Annotated in this window: 20 protein-coding genes; 11 read left to right on the forward strand and 9 right to left on the reverse strand. The window is 65.4% G+C overall.

Going from position 1 to position 18,692, the window contains the following annotated elements; all coding sequences use genetic code 11:
* Positions 1-310, forward strand: a 310-nt coding sequence (locus V5A53_RS05200) for a phosphate ABC transporter ATP-binding protein (protein WP_332312515.1), incomplete at its 5' end; no start/stop codon positions are given.
* Between the two features lie 146 nt (positions 311-456).
* A complete protein-coding gene (gene phoU / locus V5A53_RS05205) occupies positions 457-1,137 on the forward strand; it encodes a phosphate signaling complex protein PhoU (RefSeq protein ID WP_332312516.1) in 681 nt (226 codons plus the stop codon).
* Positions 1,138-1,173: 36 nt separating this feature from the next.
* Here the strand turns inward: phoU and V5A53_RS05210 are convergent, their stop codons facing one another.
* The 5 genes from V5A53_RS05210 to V5A53_RS05230 form a co-directional block, all read right to left on the reverse strand.
* On the reverse strand, positions 1,174-2,031 hold the full coding sequence (locus tag V5A53_RS05210; protein WP_332312517.1) for an ABC transporter permease: 858 nt from the start codon (positions 2,029-2,031) through the stop codon (positions 1,174-1,176).
* Positions 2,028-2,849: an ABC transporter ATP-binding protein gene (locus V5A53_RS05215; RefSeq protein WP_332312518.1), complete on the reverse strand. Its 822-nt coding sequence runs from the start codon at positions 2,847-2,849 to the stop codon at positions 2,028-2,030. The genes V5A53_RS05210 and V5A53_RS05215 overlap by 4 nt, the downstream gene beginning before the upstream one ends.
* Entirely contained in the window at positions 2,846-4,747 is a 1,902-nt protein-coding gene (locus V5A53_RS05220) for a NosD domain-containing protein (protein ID WP_332312519.1), read from the reverse strand. Before V5A53_RS05220 ends, V5A53_RS05215 begins: the two co-directional genes overlap by 4 nt.
* Positions 4,748-4,880: 133 nt before the next feature.
* Complete coding sequence (locus V5A53_RS05225; protein ID WP_332312520.1) at positions 4,881-5,396, reverse strand: winged helix-turn-helix transcriptional regulator; 516 nt, start codon at positions 5,394-5,396, stop codon at positions 4,881-4,883.
* A gap of 111 nt (positions 5,397-5,507) precedes the next feature.
* The gene (locus tag V5A53_RS05230) at positions 5,508-6,080 is read right to left on the reverse strand and encodes a nitrous oxide reductase accessory protein NosL (protein WP_332312521.1); all 573 of its coding nucleotides are present in this window, start codon (positions 6,078-6,080) and stop codon (positions 5,508-5,510) included.
* Positions 6,081-6,260: 180 nt separating this feature from the next.
* On the opposite strand from V5A53_RS05230, the gene V5A53_RS05235 reads away from it, so the two are divergent.
* The 4 genes from V5A53_RS05235 (at position 6,261) to V5A53_RS05250 (ending at position 8,510) form a co-directional block, all read left to right on the forward strand.
* Positions 6,261-6,626 carry a DUF7471 family protein gene (locus tag V5A53_RS05235; protein ID WP_332312522.1) on the forward strand — a complete coding sequence of 122 codons (366 nt, stop codon included), beginning with the start codon at positions 6,261-6,263 and terminating at the stop codon, positions 6,624-6,626.
* A 194-nt stretch (positions 6,627-6,820) separates the two neighbouring features.
* The gene (locus V5A53_RS05240) at positions 6,821-6,958 is read left to right on the forward strand and encodes a hypothetical protein (protein WP_332312523.1); all 138 of its coding nucleotides are present in this window, start codon (positions 6,821-6,823) and stop codon (positions 6,956-6,958) included.
* A complete protein-coding gene (locus V5A53_RS05245; protein ID WP_332312524.1) occupies positions 6,955-8,103 on the forward strand; it encodes a cyclase family protein in 1,149 nt (382 codons plus the stop codon). The genes V5A53_RS05240 and V5A53_RS05245 overlap by 4 nt, the downstream gene beginning before the upstream one ends.
* 77 nt (positions 8,104-8,180) lie before the next feature.
* Positions 8,181-8,510: a hypothetical protein gene (locus V5A53_RS05250; protein ID WP_332312525.1), complete on the forward strand. Its 330-nt coding sequence runs from the start codon at positions 8,181-8,183 to the stop codon at positions 8,508-8,510.
* A 227-nt stretch (positions 8,511-8,737) separates the two neighbouring features.
* On the opposite strand, the gene V5A53_RS05255 is transcribed toward V5A53_RS05250, so the two are convergent.
* Positions 8,738-10,963: a CDC48 family AAA ATPase gene (locus tag V5A53_RS05255; RefSeq protein WP_332312526.1), complete on the reverse strand. Its 2,226-nt coding sequence runs from the start codon at positions 10,961-10,963 to the stop codon at positions 8,738-8,740.
* A 57-nt stretch (positions 10,964-11,020) separates the two neighbouring features.
* Positions 11,021-12,067 carry a zinc-dependent alcohol dehydrogenase family protein gene (locus V5A53_RS05260; RefSeq protein ID WP_332312527.1) on the reverse strand — a complete coding sequence of 349 codons (1,047 nt, stop codon included), beginning with the start codon at positions 12,065-12,067 and terminating at the stop codon, positions 11,021-11,023.
* An 88-nt stretch (positions 12,068-12,155) separates the two neighbouring features.
* Between V5A53_RS05260 and larC the strand changes: the two genes are divergently transcribed.
* Positions 12,156-13,499 (forward strand): nickel pincer cofactor biosynthesis protein LarC, encoded by a 1,344-nt coding sequence (larC, locus tag V5A53_RS05265; RefSeq protein WP_332312528.1) that lies wholly within the window; start codon positions 12,156-12,158, stop codon positions 13,497-13,499.
* Positions 13,500-13,508: 9 nt separating this feature from the next.
* On the opposite strand, the gene radB is transcribed toward larC, so the two are convergent.
* Positions 13,509-14,213 carry a DNA repair and recombination protein RadB gene (radB, locus tag V5A53_RS05270; RefSeq protein ID WP_332312529.1) on the reverse strand — a complete coding sequence of 235 codons (705 nt, stop codon included), beginning with the start codon at positions 14,211-14,213 and terminating at the stop codon, positions 13,509-13,511.
* A gap of 94 nt (positions 14,214-14,307) precedes the next feature.
* On the opposite strand from radB, the gene V5A53_RS05275 reads away from it, so the two are divergent.
* From V5A53_RS05275 to V5A53_RS05290, 4 genes are all read left to right on the forward strand, one after another.
* Complete coding sequence (locus tag V5A53_RS05275; RefSeq protein WP_332312530.1) at positions 14,308-14,736, forward strand: PaaI family thioesterase; 429 nt, start codon at positions 14,308-14,310, stop codon at positions 14,734-14,736.
* Positions 14,737-14,827: 91 nt separating this feature from the next.
* Positions 14,828-16,483, forward strand: a complete 1,656-nt coding sequence (locus V5A53_RS05280; RefSeq protein ID WP_332312531.1) for a class I adenylate-forming enzyme family protein — start codon at positions 14,828-14,830, stop codon at positions 16,481-16,483.
* Between the two features lie 83 nt (positions 16,484-16,566).
* Positions 16,567-17,589, forward strand: a complete 1,023-nt coding sequence (locus tag V5A53_RS05285) for a phosphoribosylaminoimidazolesuccinocarboxamide synthase (RefSeq protein ID WP_332312532.1) — start codon at positions 16,567-16,569, stop codon at positions 17,587-17,589.
* A gap of 78 nt (positions 17,590-17,667) precedes the next feature.
* The gene (locus tag V5A53_RS05290) at positions 17,668-17,835 is read left to right on the forward strand and encodes a hypothetical protein (protein ID WP_332312533.1); all 168 of its coding nucleotides are present in this window, start codon (positions 17,668-17,670) and stop codon (positions 17,833-17,835) included.
* A 186-nt stretch (positions 17,836-18,021) separates the two neighbouring features.
* On the opposite strand, the gene V5A53_RS05295 is transcribed toward V5A53_RS05290, so the two are convergent.
* Positions 18,022-18,692: formyltetrahydrofolate deformylase (locus V5A53_RS05295; RefSeq protein ID WP_332312534.1), on the reverse strand; the 671-nt coding region annotated here is incomplete at its 5' end.

Raw genomic sequence — 18,692 nt, forward strand, 5'->3', positions numbered from 1 at the left:
CGGCCAACAACAGCGGCTCTGTATCGCCCGGGCCATCGCGCCGGACCCGGAGGTAGTCCTCATGGACGAGCCCGCCTCCGCGCTGGACCCCGTTGCGACCTCGAAGATCGAGGACCTCATCGACGACCTCGCCGAGGAGTACACCGTCATCATCGTCACCCACAACATGCAGCAGGCCGCCCGCATCTCCGATAAGACCGCGGTCTTCCTCACTGGCGGCGAACTGGTCGAGTTCGACGACACCGACAGCGTCTTCGAGAACCCCTCCAGCCAGCGCGTCGAGGACTACATCACGGGCAAGTTCGGGTGATCGACTGATACGGGCCGTCGTAGTCTGTTACCGGACATCGCCGACCCGCACTGGCGATGCCCGGTATATCGTTACGACGGCCCGTATGACGGACGTCTGACGAATCGCCGGAAGAAACACGTTGGAGACGAGAGAAAACGACACCAATGGCACGAAAGGGATTTCAGGAGCAACTCCAGGAACTCCGCGAGAACGTCCTCTACATGAGTGAGGTCGTCCTCGAACGGGTTCGTATGGGGTTGCGCGCGCTCGAATCGAAAGACGAAGAACTCGCCCGTGAGGTCATCGAGGGCGACCACGAGATCAACGAGCTGTATCTGGAGCTCGAACAGGACTGTATCGACCTCTTCGCGCTCCAACAGCCCGTCGCTGGCGACCTTCGATTCATCGCCGCCTCGTTCAAGATCATCACCGACCTCGAACGGGTCGCCGACCTCGCGACCAACCTCGGCGATTACACCCTGCAAGCAGAGCGGGACCTCTATCCCGACGTCGACATCCAGGGCATCGGTGACGAGGTCATCGAGATGATAGACGACGCGATGGAGGCCTACGCCGACGAAGACGTCGAGGCCTGCTACGAAATCGACGACCGCGACGACGAGGTCGACGCCCTCTGTGAGCGCGCGTCCAGTACCGTCGTCCGTGATCTCATCGAGACCGAGATGGATTCCGACTCCTCCGACCAGGAGATCGAGGCGCTGATGCAGGAGGTCTCGCGGCTGCTGTTGACGATTCGGGACCTCGAACGGATGGGTGACCACGCCGTCAACATCGCTGCTCGGACCCTCTACATGGTCGAAAACAGCGACGAACTCATCTACTGAATCCGTAGCTCGACGGCGGTTTCCGAGACCGCGACCCTATTGTAACTCTTCGAGCCGCCAGCGGAGCCGTGTGACGAGACCGGTTTCGCCCTGCCGGTACAACCCGACAGTCGCCCCGACGAGGCCGAAAACCGTCCACGCGACGAGCATGGCGGCGCTCGAAAGCGGGTCGATGAATCCCTCCTGTTCGGCCGCGACGCCGACGACGTATTCGAAGACGAGGCCACGATAGGCGCTGTTCGGCGAGATCGCGAGCGCGATTTCGAGGCTGTCGACGGGGATGGAACCGGCGGCCAGTCCACCGAGAACGAGCAGGTCGCCACCGACCACGACGGCGACGAAGATGCCGACCGCGAGCGCGAGGGCGGCCCGACTCGAGCGGGCGAGTATCGATGCCGCGAGCGTCACCGCGAGCACTGCCGCGCCGAAGACCACCGTCAGGGCGACGAACCTGACGAAGAGGATCGGCGAATCGATGCCACCGGTCGTCGCGAAGACCGCCGACTCGAGGCCGGGGGTCACGGCGACGAGAGCCATGACCGCCAGAAGCGGCAGACCGACGACGGCAACGAGGCCGACGAGTCGCCCGAAGAACACGCCCGCGACCAGACTTGCGTTCGAAACCGGATACGTCGACAGGACGGCAGTGTCGTCGTTGTCGCCGCTGAAGGCCCGGTAGCCGAGCGCGATCGCGATGACCGGCACGAGCACCTCCATCGGCAACAGGAGGTCGACCGCCGAGGGGACGTACCCGCCGGCGACGGCGTCGCTGCGCTCGACGATTCCCAGCAAGACGCCTGCGAGGAGGACCGTCAGGACCGCGTACGCACGGGTCCGTGCCATCGTCGTTATCTCGCGGCGAACGACCGCGAGGAAGGCGTTGGCGTCGTTCATGCGTCGGCCCCGGCGACTTCGACGCCGCCCGTCTCCTCGGCTATCGTCGAGAGGACCTCCCGGAGGGACTCCGCATCGAACCGCTCACAGAGGGCCTCCGGCGGCCCCGTTTCGAGGACGCGCCCCTCCGAGAGCAGTACGACGGTGTCAGCCGTCTCAGCGACGAGTTCGAGGTCGTGAGAACTCAACAGGACCGTGTTGCCCTGTTGGGCCGTCTCGGTCGCCGCATCGAAGACGTGCTGGCTCATGTTCGCGTCCAGCCCGCTGGCCGGTTCGTCGAGGATGACCACCGGCGGGTCGCCGACCATCGCCTGTGCGATGCCGAGTAGCTGTCGCATCCCGCCCGAGAGCGCGTCGATGCGCTTGTCGGCCGCCGCCTGTAACCCCACGCGCTCCAGAAGCGTCTCCGGGTCCGGCCCATCGACGAGCGACGCATAAAAGGAAAGCGTCTCGTGAGCGGTGAATTCCGGCCGGAACGTCGTTCGCTGCGGGAGATAGCCGAGCTGTCGCTCGGCGGGGGGTCCGCGATAGGAGACGGTCCCCGCCGTCGGCGAGAGGTCGCCGACGAGCAACCGCAGGAGCGTCGTCTTCCCGGACCCGTTGGCGCCGATTATCCCAACGACCTGTCCGGTGAGGAACGACACGGTGATGTCCTCGAGGACGGTCAGGCTCCCGAACCGTTTTTTCAAGCCCTCTACTTCGAGGACGGTGTCGGTATCGGTGTCGGCCGATTCCTTGGCGTCCGCCGATTCATCTGATTCCGCCATCTCCGCAGGTTCCTCCAGTTTCGCCGAATCCGATGTCGTGGTATCACTCATGTATTACGTTGTCGTGGGCAGTCGACCGTGCCGTTCCTCTCGTAGTCGTCTCGCAGTTGCCGCCCGGTCTCCACGCGGGAGGAGTTCACCGGCGTCGAGCGCGGTTCGACGTCGACGACGCTGGCGGTTCGCATCCCCGGGACGGCGGTCCGAAGGGTCCGGAGCCCGTGTGCCAGCGGGGAGGCCGCGAGCGTCTCCGCGGCCGGCGTCCGATGGAGGCGGCCGTCTATCGGCCCAGTCGGCGTGAACTCGCGGTCGAGGCCCGCCGCACCGCTCCAGTAGTTGCCCTTGCCGTCGTGTGTCCACACCCGGAGGGGACCGGTCCCGACCCGGACGTGCTGGTCGTTGTCGACGACGTCGTTGCTGTGGATCCGACTCGTCGGGACGATGGAGGACGCCCGGAATCCGACGTCATTGCCGACGAGCGTGTTCTCCGTATACAGCGTGTTCCGTGCGTTCGTCGAGATGCCCTGTCGGCTGGCGACGACGAGGTTGCCGCCGACGTAGCTGTCCGACCCGCTCGTCAGGATGCCCTGTGACGTATCGACGAGCGTGTTCTCGCTGATGATCGTCCCCGACGGACTCGTCATCACGACGATGCCCGAGATGTCCTGGCCGGACATACAGTTGCCGTGAAGCAACGCCTCCGAGGTGTACATCAGGTGGATACCGAAGCGGCCGCCCTCGAAGCGATTCCCGCGGACGACGACGCCGTGTGACCGGTGGGTGTAGATGCCGTCCCGACCGTCCTGGAACGTCGAATTCTGGAGGACGATGGGCGACCGGATCGTCACGACGCCCATGAAGCCCTCCCGCCACGGTTCGTCACCGCGGACCTCGATGTCGTCGATGACGGTTCCGTTGCTGTGACGGACCGAGACGCCCGCGGTCGGCGTATCGATGTCGACGCCGGTCACGAGCACGCGGTCGGCGCTGGCGACCGTCACGCCAGCGTCGGCGTACCCGTAAGCGATCTCGGTGCGTTCGTCCCAGTCGCCGGTTTCGATGTCCTCCGGACGGATCTGCTCGCCGACACCGGTGATCGAGACGCCGACGATGGCCACGTCCGAGGCGGTCACCGTCACGACCGTCCCGTTGCCGTCCCCGGCGATGGTCGCGTTCTCGCCGCGTATCGTGACCGACTTGTCGACGGTCACGGGGCCCTCGTAGGTGCCGGCCGGCAGTCGGATCGTCGTGTTCGGTTTGGCCGTTTCGAGCGCTTCCTCGAGGGTCGCGGCGTCCTCGCCGACGACGATCTCGTCGTCCCGGTTCAGCAGTTCGTCGGCCGAGTCGACCGTCGCGTCGGCCTCTGCGTGCTGTTCGTCGATCCGCCGTTGGGTCGTTTCGCCGTCCTCCTCAGGGGTTGGAAACGTCGACCGGTCGGCCCACTCGAGGACCCGACCGTCGTTCCGCTCGGCGAACCGTTCGGCGGCCGCCCGGCCAGCGAACGGGACTGTGGCCGCCGACCCGGGGATTCGCGCCCCGCTGTCGACGACGTAGAAGGCCTCGCTGGCCGGGACCCATTCGTTCGTCTGGTTGGCATCGAGATAGCCCTCCTCGTCGAGTTCGACATCGTTGGGTGCCACCTCGACGTGGACTATCCGTGGGTAGCCGAACTGCTGGCGGACCAGCGGGTCGTCGACCGCCTCGGCGGCCAGTCCGACGCCGCGATACCCGATGATGTAGGAGTATTGCGAGTAGACGACCTGCGCCCGCGGGACGAACGCCCCGCGTTCGCGGAGGACGAGCCGCTCTTCGAGGGTCAACCCGATAGAGACCGTATCCTCGAAGGCCACCGGTTCTCCCCCCGAGGTGTCCGGCGAAACGACGAACGAGCCGGCACCGACGACCACGAGGAGTCCGATGATAACGCCGACGATGAGCCAACCGGTTCTCACGCTCGTTTCTCGGGGACGGACTCGTATATGTGGTCTGGTGTGCCTCTCGAAGCCCTCTCATCGACGGCGAGGCCCGATATCCACGCCGAACGCGTCGTGCGGTTCGTAGCCAGCATCCGGTCGTGACGACCGGTCATTCGCCGTCGAGAGCCCGGTCGACGAGCCGGTCGAAGCGATCGACGAGCTGTTCGTACAGCGTCGGCGAAACCGCCCCGAGCAACTCCCGGGTGCGGTCCGGCTCGACGACCTCGAACGCGAGTCGGCCGTGTTCGACGTAGTGGGTCTCGACGACGCCAGCGTCTTCCAGATTCGAGAGGTGCCAGGCGACGGTACTCCGGGCGACGTCGAGTTCGTCCGTGGCTTCGGTCGCCAGGACCGTTTCCTCGCGGAGCGCCAGGGCGATCAACTCCCGCGACGTCTCCCGGCGAAGCAGCGCGAGTGCCCGTCGCTCCCACGCGTCGTAGGTGGGCTGGTAGTAGTGCGTCCGGCCGAAAAGCGACTCCGAATCGAGGTCTCCGCCCCGGACGAGTCGACGGAGGTGGTACTGTGCCTGCCCCGTCGCGACATCGAGGTCACGGACGATGCCACTGAAGTGGACGCCGGGGTTCGAGCGAACGTGTTCGGAGATCCGTTTTCGTGTATCGTTCATACGTGGCGTGTGCTCGCTATCGTAGCTAGGCGGTACGACGACAAGAACCATCCGTAGTATCTCGATTATTGGGAACGGTCGGCGTTGGACCGATAGACGTCGCGTTGTGGGTTATAGCCCGCGTTCGTTGATGAGTTCTCGCGGAATCTCGCTGGCCGGAATCGTCTCGCCACCGTAGGTGTCGGCGAACTCGGCGGCCTCCGTCTCGTCGCTGAACGGGACGATGGCATCGCCCATCGCCCCCGTGACGTCGGTCCGAATCACGAGCGTCAGTTCCGAATCCGGCGCGAAAGCCTCCGCCTCGAGATGGGCAGAAAGGTTGTTCTCCTGGCCGTAGACCTCGTATTCGACGGTGCTGTAATCGGTGAGATACGTCACGACCGGGGTCCACCCCTCGTCGACCCGGTCGAAGCGGTAGCTGTAGGTACAGACCGTACTGCAGAACCACGCCGGTCCGTCCCGCCCGCCAGGGCTGTTCGACTCGAAGAAGATCTGCCCGGTCGGTCCGGGATGGTCCTCGATGACCATCCCACATTGGTCGCACGACTGGCCCTCGTTGAGGTCGACCGGTTCCGGGACCGATTCGCCGCCGAGACATCCGGCGACGGAGCCGAAAGCCGCGGCACCGACGAGGCCCAGAACTCGGCGCCGGTCGATCACCGGCTCGCGGTCGGGAGTAGACATAGCCCCTACTACGGGCGGCAGCGATAAAGCCGGTCTGGTACGTTCGTTGAAAACCGTCGACAAGAATACCCGAACGGTTTACTTTTCGAACCTTAGATATCGATCGATGGCACAGCGACCGAAACACGAATCGCCGCCGAAGAATACGGCGCGTCCCACACGGGTGAGTAGCCCGTGGTAATGGCCGTTCTATCGGCGCTCACCGCGGCTCTGGTAGACGTCGAACCGTTGGCTGCATCGACGACGCTGTCGCCCACGGTATATCCGTTCGTCATCGTTGCGGCGGCCGGAACGACCCTCCTGTTCGTGCTCAGCCTCGCCGTCTACTGGCGGCGCCAGTCCACGCCCTTCCTTCTCGTCGCGCTCGCTATCGGCCTGCTCGTCGTCCGCTCTGTCGTCGGGTTCGGAACCGTCGCCGGGGTCGTCCCGATGAACGCCCACCACATCATCGCACACGGCATCGACTTCCTCATCGCGGCGTTCGTGCTACTTGCCGCCTATCTGAGTCGTTCCGGCCGGACGAACCGCGTGGTCGAAGGAGAATAGCCGTCACCCGCATTTCCGACTCGTGGAGCCTCGGTCTCCCGAACGGGGCGACCGTCCGTATAAATAGTGGCCTACCCCCTCGTAAAAAGGTTGGTTAATAGATGAACTCAGTTTTATAGGCCCTAAGAGTTATGTAAAAATCCCACCGACCACACGATGTTTCGTGGTATCAAAGCACACGGAACGGGAGGCCTATGACAGGACACGACCACGAGGGAGACTGCCCGCTCGGGATGAGTCGTCGTCGGCTGATGCAGGGATGTGGTGCCACCGTCGCCTTCGCGCTCGCTGGGGGCGGCGTCGGGGCGACGACGACGGCCTCGGTGCGTTGAACCTGCTGGACAGTGAGGACGCCTTCGAGGGGATGAACGCGGCGATGAAACGGGGTAAGAAGGGCATCAGGAAGTTCACGTTACAGCTTCCGACCACCGGGTTCGGTATCGACGCCCTCCATGCGGGTGCGGACTCGCCGACGACGGATACCGGGGACCCGATGTTCCCCGGTCGATTCCCCGCACGCCGGGACAACTGGGCCGACGCGAGCGACGATACACTGGCACTTACCACGCCCGGCGGGATGGCATTCGCCGACGACGCCGTCATCGCGCCGTTGTATCTGCAGGGCGCGACCCACGTCGACGCCCTCGGACACGGCTGGTACGGCGACAAGATCTACAACGGCTTCGACATAGACACGACGCACACCCCACGGGAGTTCGACATCGACGTCGACGGTATCGAGGACCTCAAGCAGGACGAACCCGAACTTGGCCAGATCTCGAAGACCTACGGGCTCGGTGAGGCCGACATCTCGTACGCCGCAGGTACTGGTATCGCCGGCCGGGGCGTGCTGCTCGACGTCGGCCGGTACAAGGGAAGCGACGGTCCCGACGACAGTTGGCTGCCGTTGGATGCGAATCCGTTAGAAGAGGCCGAACCGGACGCGGCGATAACGCTCGATGATCTCAAGGCGACGGCGGATGCCCAAGGCGTACGGCTCCGAGAGCACGACATCCTCCTCATCCGGACGGGCGCCATCGAGCGCACACAGGACCCGAACGCCGAGTGGGACCCGTTCGGAGAGCCCGGTCTCACCTACTCGGATGACCTCATCGAGTGGGTCCACGAGATGGACATCCCGTATATCGGCGCCGACAACCTCGCCGTCGAGCAGATATTCCAGACCGTCACCGAAGACGACCTCGGTGAGGGCAGAAAATCGCTCCACGGGAACTACGCCTTACCGCTTCACGGAGCGTTCTTGCGGGATCTCGGCGTCTCGCTGAACGAGGTTCTCGACCTGTCGGAGTTGGCGGCCCAGTGTGCCGAGGACGGTATCTACGAGTTCCTGTTCACCGCCGCACCCCTGAACTTCGAGATGGGAACCGGCGGACCGGTCAACCCCGTCGTCCTCAAGGCGACCGACGGAGCAGGCGAAGAGGGCGGCTCCGAAGGACGACGAGGACGGGGGCGGTAGAGAGGCCCCCACCGCGTTTTCGACACCGAGTGAAACACGCATAACGATTAATTCAGGGCCGGCCGAACCGAGAGGCAGTGGTCCCCGGATTCGTTCAACTCGGCCTAATCGCCCTGCTGTTCCAACTTACGATTATCGGCGGCTTCTACGGCTATCTCCGGTATCGGCATCCGGTCGGCGACCCGTCGGCCCGATGGCGCGTCCTGAAAATTCTCGCCGGAGGCACCTGTCTGCTCGCAATCGGGCAGACCGCCGCTCTGGGTGCGGTCGGCTCTCTCAGAGTGACGCCACTCCTCTCCTTTGAGCAAGCACTACTCGTTCAGGATGCCGGCCTGGTCGTCACACTCGTCGGCTATCTCGTGGTGTTCGCTGGCTTCGTCATCCACAGCAGAGCGAGCGTCTCGTGAGGTAATATATTCAAAAGCATCCGCGAGCGCCCGCAGGGCGCGAGCGGTTTGCTGAAAAGAGCGCTACGCGCTCTTTTCGCATGACGAAAGACGCCGCTGGCGTCTTTCGAACCACGCCGCGCGAGCGAAGCGAGCGCGGGACCGAGACCCGACCGCAGGGAGGGTCGATGTGTCTTTTTCATGAACGTTTTTGCCGGCGCGCCGCAGGCGCGCCGGGCAAAAAGGTTCTATTGGAACCCGATACGACCGCCGCCCTGCCGGCGCCCTGCTTCGGCGCCACCGCCGCGGAACTCCTCTTCGATCTGCTCGTAGTAGTCGCGGATGTCGTCGGAGATTGTCGGCCGCACGGAGTCCAGCGCCTGCCGGAAGTGTCGCATCTCGACTTCCTCGGCGTCGTCGTCCTCGCGGAGCGCCTCGATGGCGGCCTCTCGCGCGATGGATTCGAGGTCGGAGCCGACGTAGCCGCCGGTGATCTCGGCGAGTTCACGGAGGCTCACGTCCGGCGACAGCGGCATGTCCTCGGTATGGATGCGGAGGATCTGCTCGCGGCCGTCGACGTCGGGTTCGCCGATCATGACGAGGCGGTCGAACCGGCCCGAACGGATGAGAGCGGGGTCGATCATGTCGGGGCGGTTGGTCGCGCCGATGACCATCACCTCTCCCATGTCTTCGAGGCCATCGAGTTCCGTCAGCAACTGGTTGACGACGCGCTCGGAGACGTTCGAGCCGGTTTCGCCGCCGCGGCCCGGAGCGAGGCTATCGAGTTCGTCGAAGAAGATAACCGTCGGCGAGACCTGCCGGGCCTTCCGGAAGGTCTGGCGGATGGCTTTCTCGCTTTCGCCGACCCACTTCGAGAGGAGTTGCGGGCCGCGCACCGAGATGAAGTTGGCGTTGGTCTCGTTGGCGACGGCCTTCGCCATCAGGGTCTTGCCGGTACCCGGCGGGCCGTACAGCAGGACGCCCGAGGGCGGATTGATGCCGAAACGGTCGAACTTCTCGGGTTGGCTCATCGGCCACTCGACGGACTCCTGGACTTGCTCCTTGGCGTCGGTGAGGCCGCCGACGTCGTCCCACGAGACCTTCGGGAGTTCGACCAGCACCTCCCGCATCGCCGAGGGGTCGACCTCGTTGAGCGCCCCGCGGAAGTCGTCCCGCTTGATTATCATGCGGTCGATGAGGCTCGGCGGGATGTCCTCCTCGTCGAGGTCGATCTCCGGCAGGTAGCGCCGGAGGGCCTTCATCGCGGCCTCTTTGGTCAGGCTCTCGATGTCCGCGCCGACGAAGCCGTGGGTCTCGTCGGCCATGTGGTCCAGCGAGACGTCGTCCGCCAGCGGCATGCCGCGGGTGTGGATCTGGAGGATCTCCTTGCGGCCCGTCTCGTCGGGGACGCCGATCTCGATCTCGCGGTCGAAGCGGCCGGGACGGCGAAGCGCGGGGTCGACCGAGTCGACCCGGTTCGTCGCCGCGATGACGACGACCTGTCCACGCTCTTCGAGGCCGTCCATCATCGTCAGCAGCTGGGCGACGACACGGCGTTCGACCTCGCCAGTGACGTCCTCACGCTTGGGCGCGATGGAGTCCAACTCGTCGATGAAGATGATAGACGGTGACTCCTCGGTCGCGTCCTCGAAGATCTCTCGGAGTTGCTGTTCGGACTCGCCGTAGTACTTCGAGATGATCTCGGGGCCGGCGATGGAGAAGAACGACGCCGACGTCTCGTTGGCGACGGCCTTCGCCAGCAGGGTCTTGCCGGTGCCGGGCGGGCCATGCAGCAACACCCCTGCCGGTGGCTCGATGCCGAGTTTCTTGAATATCTGGGGGTGTTTCATCGGCAACTCGACCATCTCGCGGACCCGCTGGATCTCGCTTTGCAGGCCGCCGATGTCCTCGTAGGTGATGCCCCCGCCGGTCTTCTCGAAGCCGGAGATCGGTTCTTCGCGGAGTTCGACCTCGGTGTCCTCGGTGATGAGACAGACGCCGTCCGGTTCGGTTTCGACGGCGATGAGCGGAATCGCCTGTCCGGGCGACCGCATGAACGGGTGGTTCGTCGAACTCATCACGGGAACGATGTCGCGTTCGACGACCGGCCGCTTGAGGATCTGGCGTTTGACCATGCCGGCGGCGTCCGAACCGAACTGGACGGACGCCTCCTCGGGCGGCGCAAGGACGAGTTTGTCGGCTTTCGTCGCCTCGGCCTTCCGGATGGTGACGCGCTCGCCGATGCCGACGTCGGCGTTCTGCCGCGTGAAGCCGTCGATTCGGACCGTATCGGTGTTCCAGTCCTGCCGGTCGGCCCGCCAGACCTTCGCCGCGGTGGTCTCTGCCCCCTCGATTTCTATGATGTCCCCCGGCGACAACTTCAGGTGCAGAAGCGTGTCGGGGTCGAGGCGCGCGATGCCGCGTCCCGAGTCGTTCGGGTACGCCTTCGCGACCTCCAGTTGAACCTCGTTCATCCTGATACATAGTGTCGGGACGCGCCGGAGATATGCTTTTTGCTGCCGGGGGTCGGGTTACCGCTGCGGCTTCACCAGCACTTTGATGGCCTCACGCTCGTCCATAGCCCGGTAACCGTCCGGAACACCGTCTAGATCCACCGTCTTCGTGAATATCGGTGACGGGTCGAGCGTCCCCTGCAGGACGTCGGCCATCAACTCCTCGGCGTAGGCTCGCACCGGCGCGATGCCCCCTCGAAGGCCGATGTTGTCGCCGAACATCGAGTAGACCTCCAGTCCCTCCTCGTCGACGCCGTGTGGGACGCCGACGTAGCCGATGGTGCCGCCGGGCCGACAGACGTCGATGGCCGTCTCCATCGCCGAGGCGGCGCCGACGCATTCGAGGACGTGGTTGGCACCGCCGTAGGTGAGTTCCTGTGCCCGTTCGACGGCTTCCTCACCCCGGGCGGCCACTGTCTCGGTCGCCCCGAACTCCTCGGCGAGTTCGAGGCGATCGTCGTGGTGGCCCATCGCGATGATGCGCTCGGCACCGAGTCGGCGGGCCGCGAGCACGCCACAGAGGCCGACCGCACCGTCACCGATGACGATGCAGGTGTCGCCGGCCTCGACGCCCGCGCTGACCGCCGCGTGGTGGCCGGTGCCCATCACGTCGGTCAGCGGCAGCAGGGAGCGAAGCGTGTCCTCGTCGTCGGCGTGGCGGTCGGGAACCCGGACGAGCGTGCCGTCGGCGTGCGGCGACCGGACGTACTCACCCTGTGCGCCGCCGTTGGCGCCGCTCCAGGACCCGCCGTTGACACACGAGGTGTGGAGGCCCTTCCGGCAGAACTCGCATTTCCCACAACTGACGACGAAGGGCGCGAACACGCGGTCGCCCGGTGTGACGGAGGTGACCTCGTCGCCGACGTCCTCGACGATGCCCATCGGTTCGTGACCGACGCGAGAACCCTCCTCGCGGTCGCTCAGACCGCGGTAGAACCAGAGGTCCGACCCGCAGACGGCGGTGTAGGTGACCCGAACGATGGCGTCGTTCGGGTCCTCGATCTCCGGCTTCGGTACCTCTTCGATGGCGATATCGCCCGGTTCGTTGTAGATAGCGGCGCGCATACTCTGCCGGACGGGGGGCGGGGGTTAAACCTCGGCCCCCGGCCCGGCCACCGTGTCACTTTTCGCGCCGGCAACCCGATTCGCGGGTATGCAGACGCTCGCTTTCGACGGCCGGACCGGCGCCAGCGGCGACATGATCCTCGGCGCCCTGGTCGCGGCCGGCGCCGACCCCGACCGCCTCTCGGTCGTCGAGGACGTCCTCGACGTCGAGTACCGCATCGGCGAAACCACGAAGAACGGCATCGTCGCGACGAACGTCGACGTGCTAGTGGCCGACGAGGAAGCCGACGCCGACGGAACGGACGGCGGGCACGGACACGACCACGGCCACGAGCACGACCACGGCCACACCCACGATGGCGACCACGAGCATGACCACAGCCATGGCCACGAACATGGACATGACCACGACCACACCCACGACGACCACGCCGAGGGCCACGGCCCCCACCGGACCTACGCGGAGTGCCGCGACCTCGTCGCCGAGATGGACCTGCCAGAGGCCGTCGAGGTGGACGCACAGGCCGTCTTTCGCATCCTCGGAGAGGCCGAATCTCGCGTCCACGGCACCGACCTCGACGAGACCCACTTCCACGAGGTGGGTGCCGACGACGCCATCGCCGACATCGTCGGTTCGGCGCTGCTGTTCGACGACCTCGACCTCGACCGCATCGTGACGACGCCCGTCTCCGTGGGCGGCGGCGAGGCCGAGATGAGCCACGGGGTCTATCCGGTGCCGACGCCGGCCGTCTCGTACATCGCCGAGTCAGCCACGTGGGACGTCCGAGGCGGGCCGCTGGATGAAGAACTGCTGACGCCGACCGGCGCGGCGCTGCTGGCCCGCTTCGCCGAGGGGGTCGCCTCCCTTCCCGAGATGCGCATCGACGCCTCGGGCTACGGCGCCGGCACGAAATCCTTCGAGGAGTACCCGAACGTCCTCCGGGCGACCGTCGGCGAGGCGAAGACGGGGCTGAAACGCGACGGGATTCGCGTTTTAGAGACGAACCTCGACGACGCGACGCCGGAGGTGCTCGGTGGCCTCCAGCAGCGACTCAAAGATGCCGGCGCCCGCGACGTGACCATCCTCCCGGCGACGATGAAGAAATCCCGGCCCGGCCACCTCGTCAAGGTCATCGTCAAACCCGATGACGTACAGGCGGTCGCGCGTCGACTCGCCGAGGAGACGGGGACGCTCGGCATCCGGGAGACGGCGGCGACTCACCGATGGATCGCCGACCGGGAGTTCGAGACGGTAGAACTGGCTATCGACGGCGAGACGTTCGAGGTGACAGTCAAGATCGCCAGCGACGAGGACGGCGAGGTCTACGACGTCAGCGCGGAGTACGACGAGGCGCTGGCGGTCGCCGGGGAATCCAGCCTCACCGTCAGGGAAGTCCTTCGGCGGGCAGAGACGGCGTATCTGGACGAGTAAAAACGAGCGTTAGATCTCTTCTTCGACGCCTTCCAGTCCGGTATCAGCGATTCGGAACCGAGCGGTCTCGCCGGCGGCCTTCGCCCGGTGCTTTTCGAGGGTCGCTCGGCGGTTGCCGGCCCGGAAGCGTTCGAGACGGAGGACGGTTCCCGACCAGTGGGTCAGGGTGTGGCCACCGAGCGGGCGTGCGCGGGAGGACTCGGAGTCGGGATCCGAGTAGACCTGATTCGTGATGACGACCGCGAGGTCGTGGCGGCGGGCCAACGAGAGGAGGTGTGTCACCTGACTCGCGACCTGTCTGAGGGTGTCGCCCTCGTCGGAGTTGTGTCGTTCCAGGCGGTAGAAGCCGGTCGCGCTGTCGAGGACGACGAGGTCGGCCTGCTCGGAGAAATCGGCGGCGTCCTTGACGGCTTCCCCCTGTTCCTCGAAATCCAGCGCGTCGGTGATGATGACCCGGGAGGCGATGTCCTCGATGGACTGTTCGTCGTCGGCCTTCGCACGGGCGAGTTGCTCGAAGCGGTCGACGGAGATGCCCTCCGTGTCGATGTAGAGGGCGGTCCCGCCGTCGGCGGCGACTTCGATGGCCGCCGAAAGCGCGAGGTTCGTCTTGCCCGCCGCGGGCGGGCCGTAGATCTGGGTGACGGTACCCCGCTCGAAGCCGCCGTTCAGTAGGTCGTCGACGGTGTCACACCCCGTCGGAATCGGCTCGCTCACGTGTGGCCGTTCGCCGCGTTGCCTTAAAAACCTCCGCGGTCGGCAGCGATGCCGGCACCGACACCCAAATGGCCCACCGCGGCGAGACGCCGGTATGGAACACTACCGCAAACTCGAACGGATGTATCACGACGCTCCCTGCAACGACGGTGTCGACCCGACGCTTTCGATCACCGGCGAGGGGACCGCTGAGGTACGTATCGAGGCCGACGAAAGCCAGCACCACGCCGCGGGCGCCGTCCACGGCTCCTATTACTTCAAGGCCCTCGACGACGCGACGTTCTTCGCCGCGAACTCCATCGTCGAAGACGTCTTCGTGCTGACTACGGACTTCCACCTCCAGTTGACCCGGCCGATCTCGACCGGCGAACTCGTCGCCACGGCCGAAGTGGTCAACGACCATCCGAAACAGCTCATCGCCGACGGCGTCCTGCTGGACGAGGACGGAAACCAACTGGCTCGCGGCACGGGCACCTTCCTCAAAAGCGACGTGGAGTTGGCCCCCGACGTGGGCTACGAGTGAGCAAGCGCGGTCGGTGGATTCGACCGCTTTTTTAAGCCGCCACCGAATCGAGGCCGAAGCCTTTTGATAACACGCCGCAAGCACGTGTTCGATGAAGTACTATCAACAGGAACCGCTCCGGCATCTCGGCGACCTGCCGTCGATGGCCGCCGAGCGGTACGGCGGGGAACTCGCCTTCGAGTATCGCGGCGACGAGTACAGCTACGATGACCTCGAATCGCGGTCGAATCAGGTAGCGAACGCTCTGGTCGAGGCGGGCATCGAACCCGGCGACCGCGTCGCGCTGTATCTGGAGAACTCCCTGCAGTTCCCCGAATCCTTCTTCGGCGTTATCAAGGCCGGCGCCGTCGCGGTCCCACTGAACCACCGCATGGACACCGACAGTCTCCGGTACATCCTCTCTGACGCCGACGCGGCCGCGCTTATCACCTCGCCGGTCTTCCCGAGCGTCGGCACGGCGCTCGCCGAAGAGGTACCGCTGGCGTTCATCCCCGGTGGTGCCGAGGGGCTGGCGGATTACGACGAACACGTCGATAACGCGTCTTCGGAGTTCGGCCGGCCCGACCGCGCGTTCGATGACGTCGCCGTCCAGTGCTACACCTCGGGGACGACCGGCGACCCGAAAGGCGTCCTGACGACCCACCAGAACCTGCTGTCGACCGTTCAGGCGTACACCTCTCGCGGCGGGTCCGACCCCGAGGAGGACGTCTCGCTGTGTTTCCTCCCGCTGTTCCACATGTACGGCCTCAGCACGGTCATGCTCACCAGCGTCTACAACGGCGTGACGGTCGTCCTGCGGACGATGCCGGTCGCCTCGGAGTTGCTGTCGGCCATCACCGAGTTCGAGGTGACCTCCTTCGCGGGCATTCCCGCCGTCTACATCGAGATGCTCGAAGAGATGGAGGCAAACCCCGACGAGTACGACGTCTCCAGCATCACGACGCTCGGTAGCGGCGCGGCGCCGCTGGCCGACGACACGCGCCGCCGCATCGAGAAAGCCTTCGACACCCCGATAACCGAAGGCTGGGGGATGACCGAAACCTCCCCCGCCGGCACCACCGAATCGACCTACGGCGTCACGAAGGGCGCCGGCTGTATCGGCCAACCGCTGCCGAACGTCGAGATCAAACTCGTGGACCCGATAACCCGTGAGACGCGCGTCCCGGCGGAAGCGCTGGACCCGACGGCAGCCAAGACCCTCGAAGACCACGGCATCGACCCCGACGACGAGGAGCAGGTCACCGGCGAGATCGCGATCCGCGGCCCGCAGGTCTTCGAGGGGTATCACGGTCTGCCGGACAAGACCGCCGAAGTCTTCGACGAGGATGGGTGGTTCTACACCGACGACATCGCCCGCATCGACGAGGACCGCTTCCTCTGGATGGTCGACCGCGCCGACGACATGCTCATCGTCGGCGGCGAGAACGTCTATCCCGCCGAAGTCGAGGATGCGCTCTTCGAACATCCCGACGTGCAGGCCGCCGCCGTCGTCGGCGCGCCACACGAGCGGAAAGGAGAAGCCCCGGTCGCCTTCGTCGTCCTCGAACCGAGCGTCGAGGACCCACCGACGGAACGTGAACTCCGGGAGTTCACGCTGGAACACGTCGCCTCCTATGCGCACCCGCGGCGGGTCTTCTTCGTGGACGAACTGCCCCGAAGCGGGACGCGGAAGGTCCAGCGGTACAAATTAGAAGAAGAGGTCGAGGAGCGGTTGGACGGGCCACTGGAATCCAGCGAGAAACTCTGAAGACGGCGGCGCGGGCGGGTCTCCGTCCCACGGCCCGACACCGATAGAAACGCCTTTCCGCTATCGCAGGCACCCACACAGTAATGACCAGCGTCAAGGAGTTCCGTATCGAGGAAGCCGCGTCGGCGGACGAACTCGGGACGGGCGCCTTCGTGTTCACGGACGATTACTCGGTGTTCGACTGGGGGAAGATGCCCGATTCGATCCCGAACAAGGGCGCATCGCTTTGTGCGATGGGGGCGGCGAACTTCGAGACTCTGGAGGCCGAAGGCATCCCGACCCACTACCGCGGCGTCGTCGCCACCAGCGGCGAGGTCGTCCCCCTGGACGAGACGGCCGCGCCGCCGCGAGAGATGGCCATCGACCTGACGCGCGTGCCCGACCTGCCCCACGAGGGCCGGGAGTACGACTACACCGCCTTCCACGAGGAAGCGGGCGAGAACTACCTGATCCCGCTGGAGATCGTCTTCCGGAACACGGTCCCCGTCGGCTCGTCGCTGCGCTCTCGGGCCGACCCCGCCGACTTCGACCTCGATTTCGAGGCGTGGCCCGACGAACCCATCGACCTGCCCGAACCGGTCGTCGAGTTCTCGACGAAATACGAGGAATCCGACCGCTACCTGACGCGGGACAACGCCGATTACATCGCCGGCGAGGCCGACGTCGACGACCTCGAAGCGGTCGCCCGCGAGGTCAACGACATCGTCACCGAGAAAGCCGCCGAGGCGGGCCTGAAACACGAGGACGGCAAGATCGAGTGTCTCTACTTCGACGGCGAGATCCGGGTCGCCGACGTGGTCGGCACCTTCGACGAGAACCGCTTTTCCTACGAGGGCCAGCAACTCTCCAAGGAGGTCGTCCGACAGTATCACAAGCGCACCCAGCCGGAGTGGGTGGAAGCCGTCGATGCGGCCAAAGCCCGCGCCAAGGAGGAGGACGTCGCCGACTGGCGCGAACTCTGCGAGGTCGACCCCGAACCCCTCGACGACCACGTCGTCGACGCCGTCCGCGACATGTACACCGCGGGCACCAACGCCTACCTCGACCGCGAGTTGTTCAGCGCGCCGCCGCTCTCGGAGGCCGTCGAGACCGTTCGGAACCTCTAACAGCCCCGCTTCACGCGATTTTCGCCCCTCGACATCGAATCCCCGCCGTTTTTATCTCCCTGATGTGAACCGCCGGATATGATACCGCTACAGACGTTCTCGGACCCGGCAATGCCAGTCGTCCTTCTGGCCGTCTTCGCGACACTCGCCGTCTTCGCTGGCTTCATCTGGGCGTTCGGCAAGATCAGCGAACCGCCGGAGAGCCACGACGAAGACGAGGAATCGAAAAACGGTACCCACGCGTAACTCGGCTTTTCATCACGCATCACCGGCCTCGGTCGCAGAAGGGGACAGACGCGGAACGGTATGCCACGATTCCGGTTGATGCCCACGGTGTAACCGGAATCCCGGATGGCTTCGGAACGAACCGAGCAGTCGTTCGTCCCTGCTCCGCACTCGATTTTAGGCCAGCCTAAAACAAAAAACTATGGGTCAATCGCCGTCTGCGCTTCGGGAGACGACCCCGCCGAGGCCGTCGACGGGTCGGTCCGGCTGGCGCTCCTCGAAGGACTCGGGGAGGCCGAGCTGGTACTCCTCGGGGTCGACGTCATCACGGTACTCCGTGCGACCGTGGTAGACGTGGACCGCGTTATCGAGGTGGAGTCGAACCGCTTCGAGCAGCGCCTCGGCTTCCAGGGGTTGGCCACGCCGTTCGATCTCGTCGACGTCGGCTTTCGCGGGGACGTTGAACGCCCGCTGGGTGATGATCGGCCCCTGGTCGAGGTCCGTCGTCACGTAGTGGGCGGTGACGCCACCGATTCGGACGCCCTCCTCGCGGGCCTGCCGGTAGGCTTCGGCACCGGGGAAGGCCGGCAGGAGGCTCGGGTGAATGTTGATGATGCGGTCCTCGTACCGGAAGACGACGTTGGGGCTGAGGATGCGCATGTAGCGCGCGAGGACGATGAGGTCGGTATCGTAATCGTCCAGCACCTCCAGCAGGCGGTCCTCGTCGGGGTTGCCCTTATCGTCGCCTACGTCGTGGAAGTCGACGCCGTAGTGGTCCGCCAGCGGTTCGAGGTCGTCGTGGTTGCCGATGATGACGCTGATCTCGGCGCCCAACTCGCCGTCGGCCCACGCCTCGAAGAGCGCCTCGAGACAGTGGG

The sequence above is a fragment of the Natronomonas sp. genome, assembly GCF_036625485.1.
Taxonomy (GTDB): domain Archaea; phylum Halobacteriota; class Halobacteria; order Halobacteriales; family Haloarculaceae; genus Natronomonas.

Coding starts and splice junctions, on each gene's coding strand:
- phoU (WP_332312516.1), top strand. CDS start 457: ATGGCACGAAAGGGATTTCAGGAGCAACTCCAGGAACTCCGCGAGAAC.
- V5A53_RS05210 (WP_332312517.1), bottom strand. CDS start 2,031: ATGAACGACGCCAACGCCTTCCTCGCGGTCGTTCGCCGCGAGATAACG.
- V5A53_RS05215 (WP_332312518.1), bottom strand. CDS start 2,849: ATGAGTGATACCACGACATCGGATTCGGCGAAACTGGAGGAACCTGCG.
- V5A53_RS05225 (WP_332312520.1), bottom strand. CDS start 5,396: ATGAACGATACACGAAAACGGATCTCCGAACACGTTCGCTCGAACCCC.
- V5A53_RS05230 (WP_332312521.1), bottom strand. CDS start 6,080: ATGTCTACTCCCGACCGCGAGCCGGTGATCGACCGGCGCCGAGTTCTG.
- V5A53_RS05235 (WP_332312522.1), top strand. CDS start 6,261: ATGGCCGTTCTATCGGCGCTCACCGCGGCTCTGGTAGACGTCGAACCG.
- V5A53_RS05240 (WP_332312523.1), top strand. CDS start 6,821: ATGACAGGACACGACCACGAGGGAGACTGCCCGCTCGGGATGAGTCGT.
- V5A53_RS05255 (WP_332312526.1), bottom strand. CDS start 10,963: ATGAACGAGGTTCAACTGGAGGTCGCGAAGGCGTACCCGAACGACTCG.
- V5A53_RS05260 (WP_332312527.1), bottom strand. CDS start 12,067: ATGCGCGCCGCTATCTACAACGAACCGGGCGATATCGCCATCGAAGAG.
- larC (WP_332312528.1), top strand. CDS start 12,156: ATGCAGACGCTCGCTTTCGACGGCCGGACCGGCGCCAGCGGCGACATG.
- V5A53_RS05275 (WP_332312530.1), top strand. CDS start 14,308: ATGGAACACTACCGCAAACTCGAACGGATGTATCACGACGCTCCCTGC.
- V5A53_RS05280 (WP_332312531.1), top strand. CDS start 14,828: ATGAAGTACTATCAACAGGAACCGCTCCGGCATCTCGGCGACCTGCCG.
- V5A53_RS05285 (WP_332312532.1), top strand. CDS start 16,567: ATGACCAGCGTCAAGGAGTTCCGTATCGAGGAAGCCGCGTCGGCGGAC.
- V5A53_RS05290 (WP_332312533.1), top strand. CDS start 17,668: ATGATACCGCTACAGACGTTCTCGGACCCGGCAATGCCAGTCGTCCTT.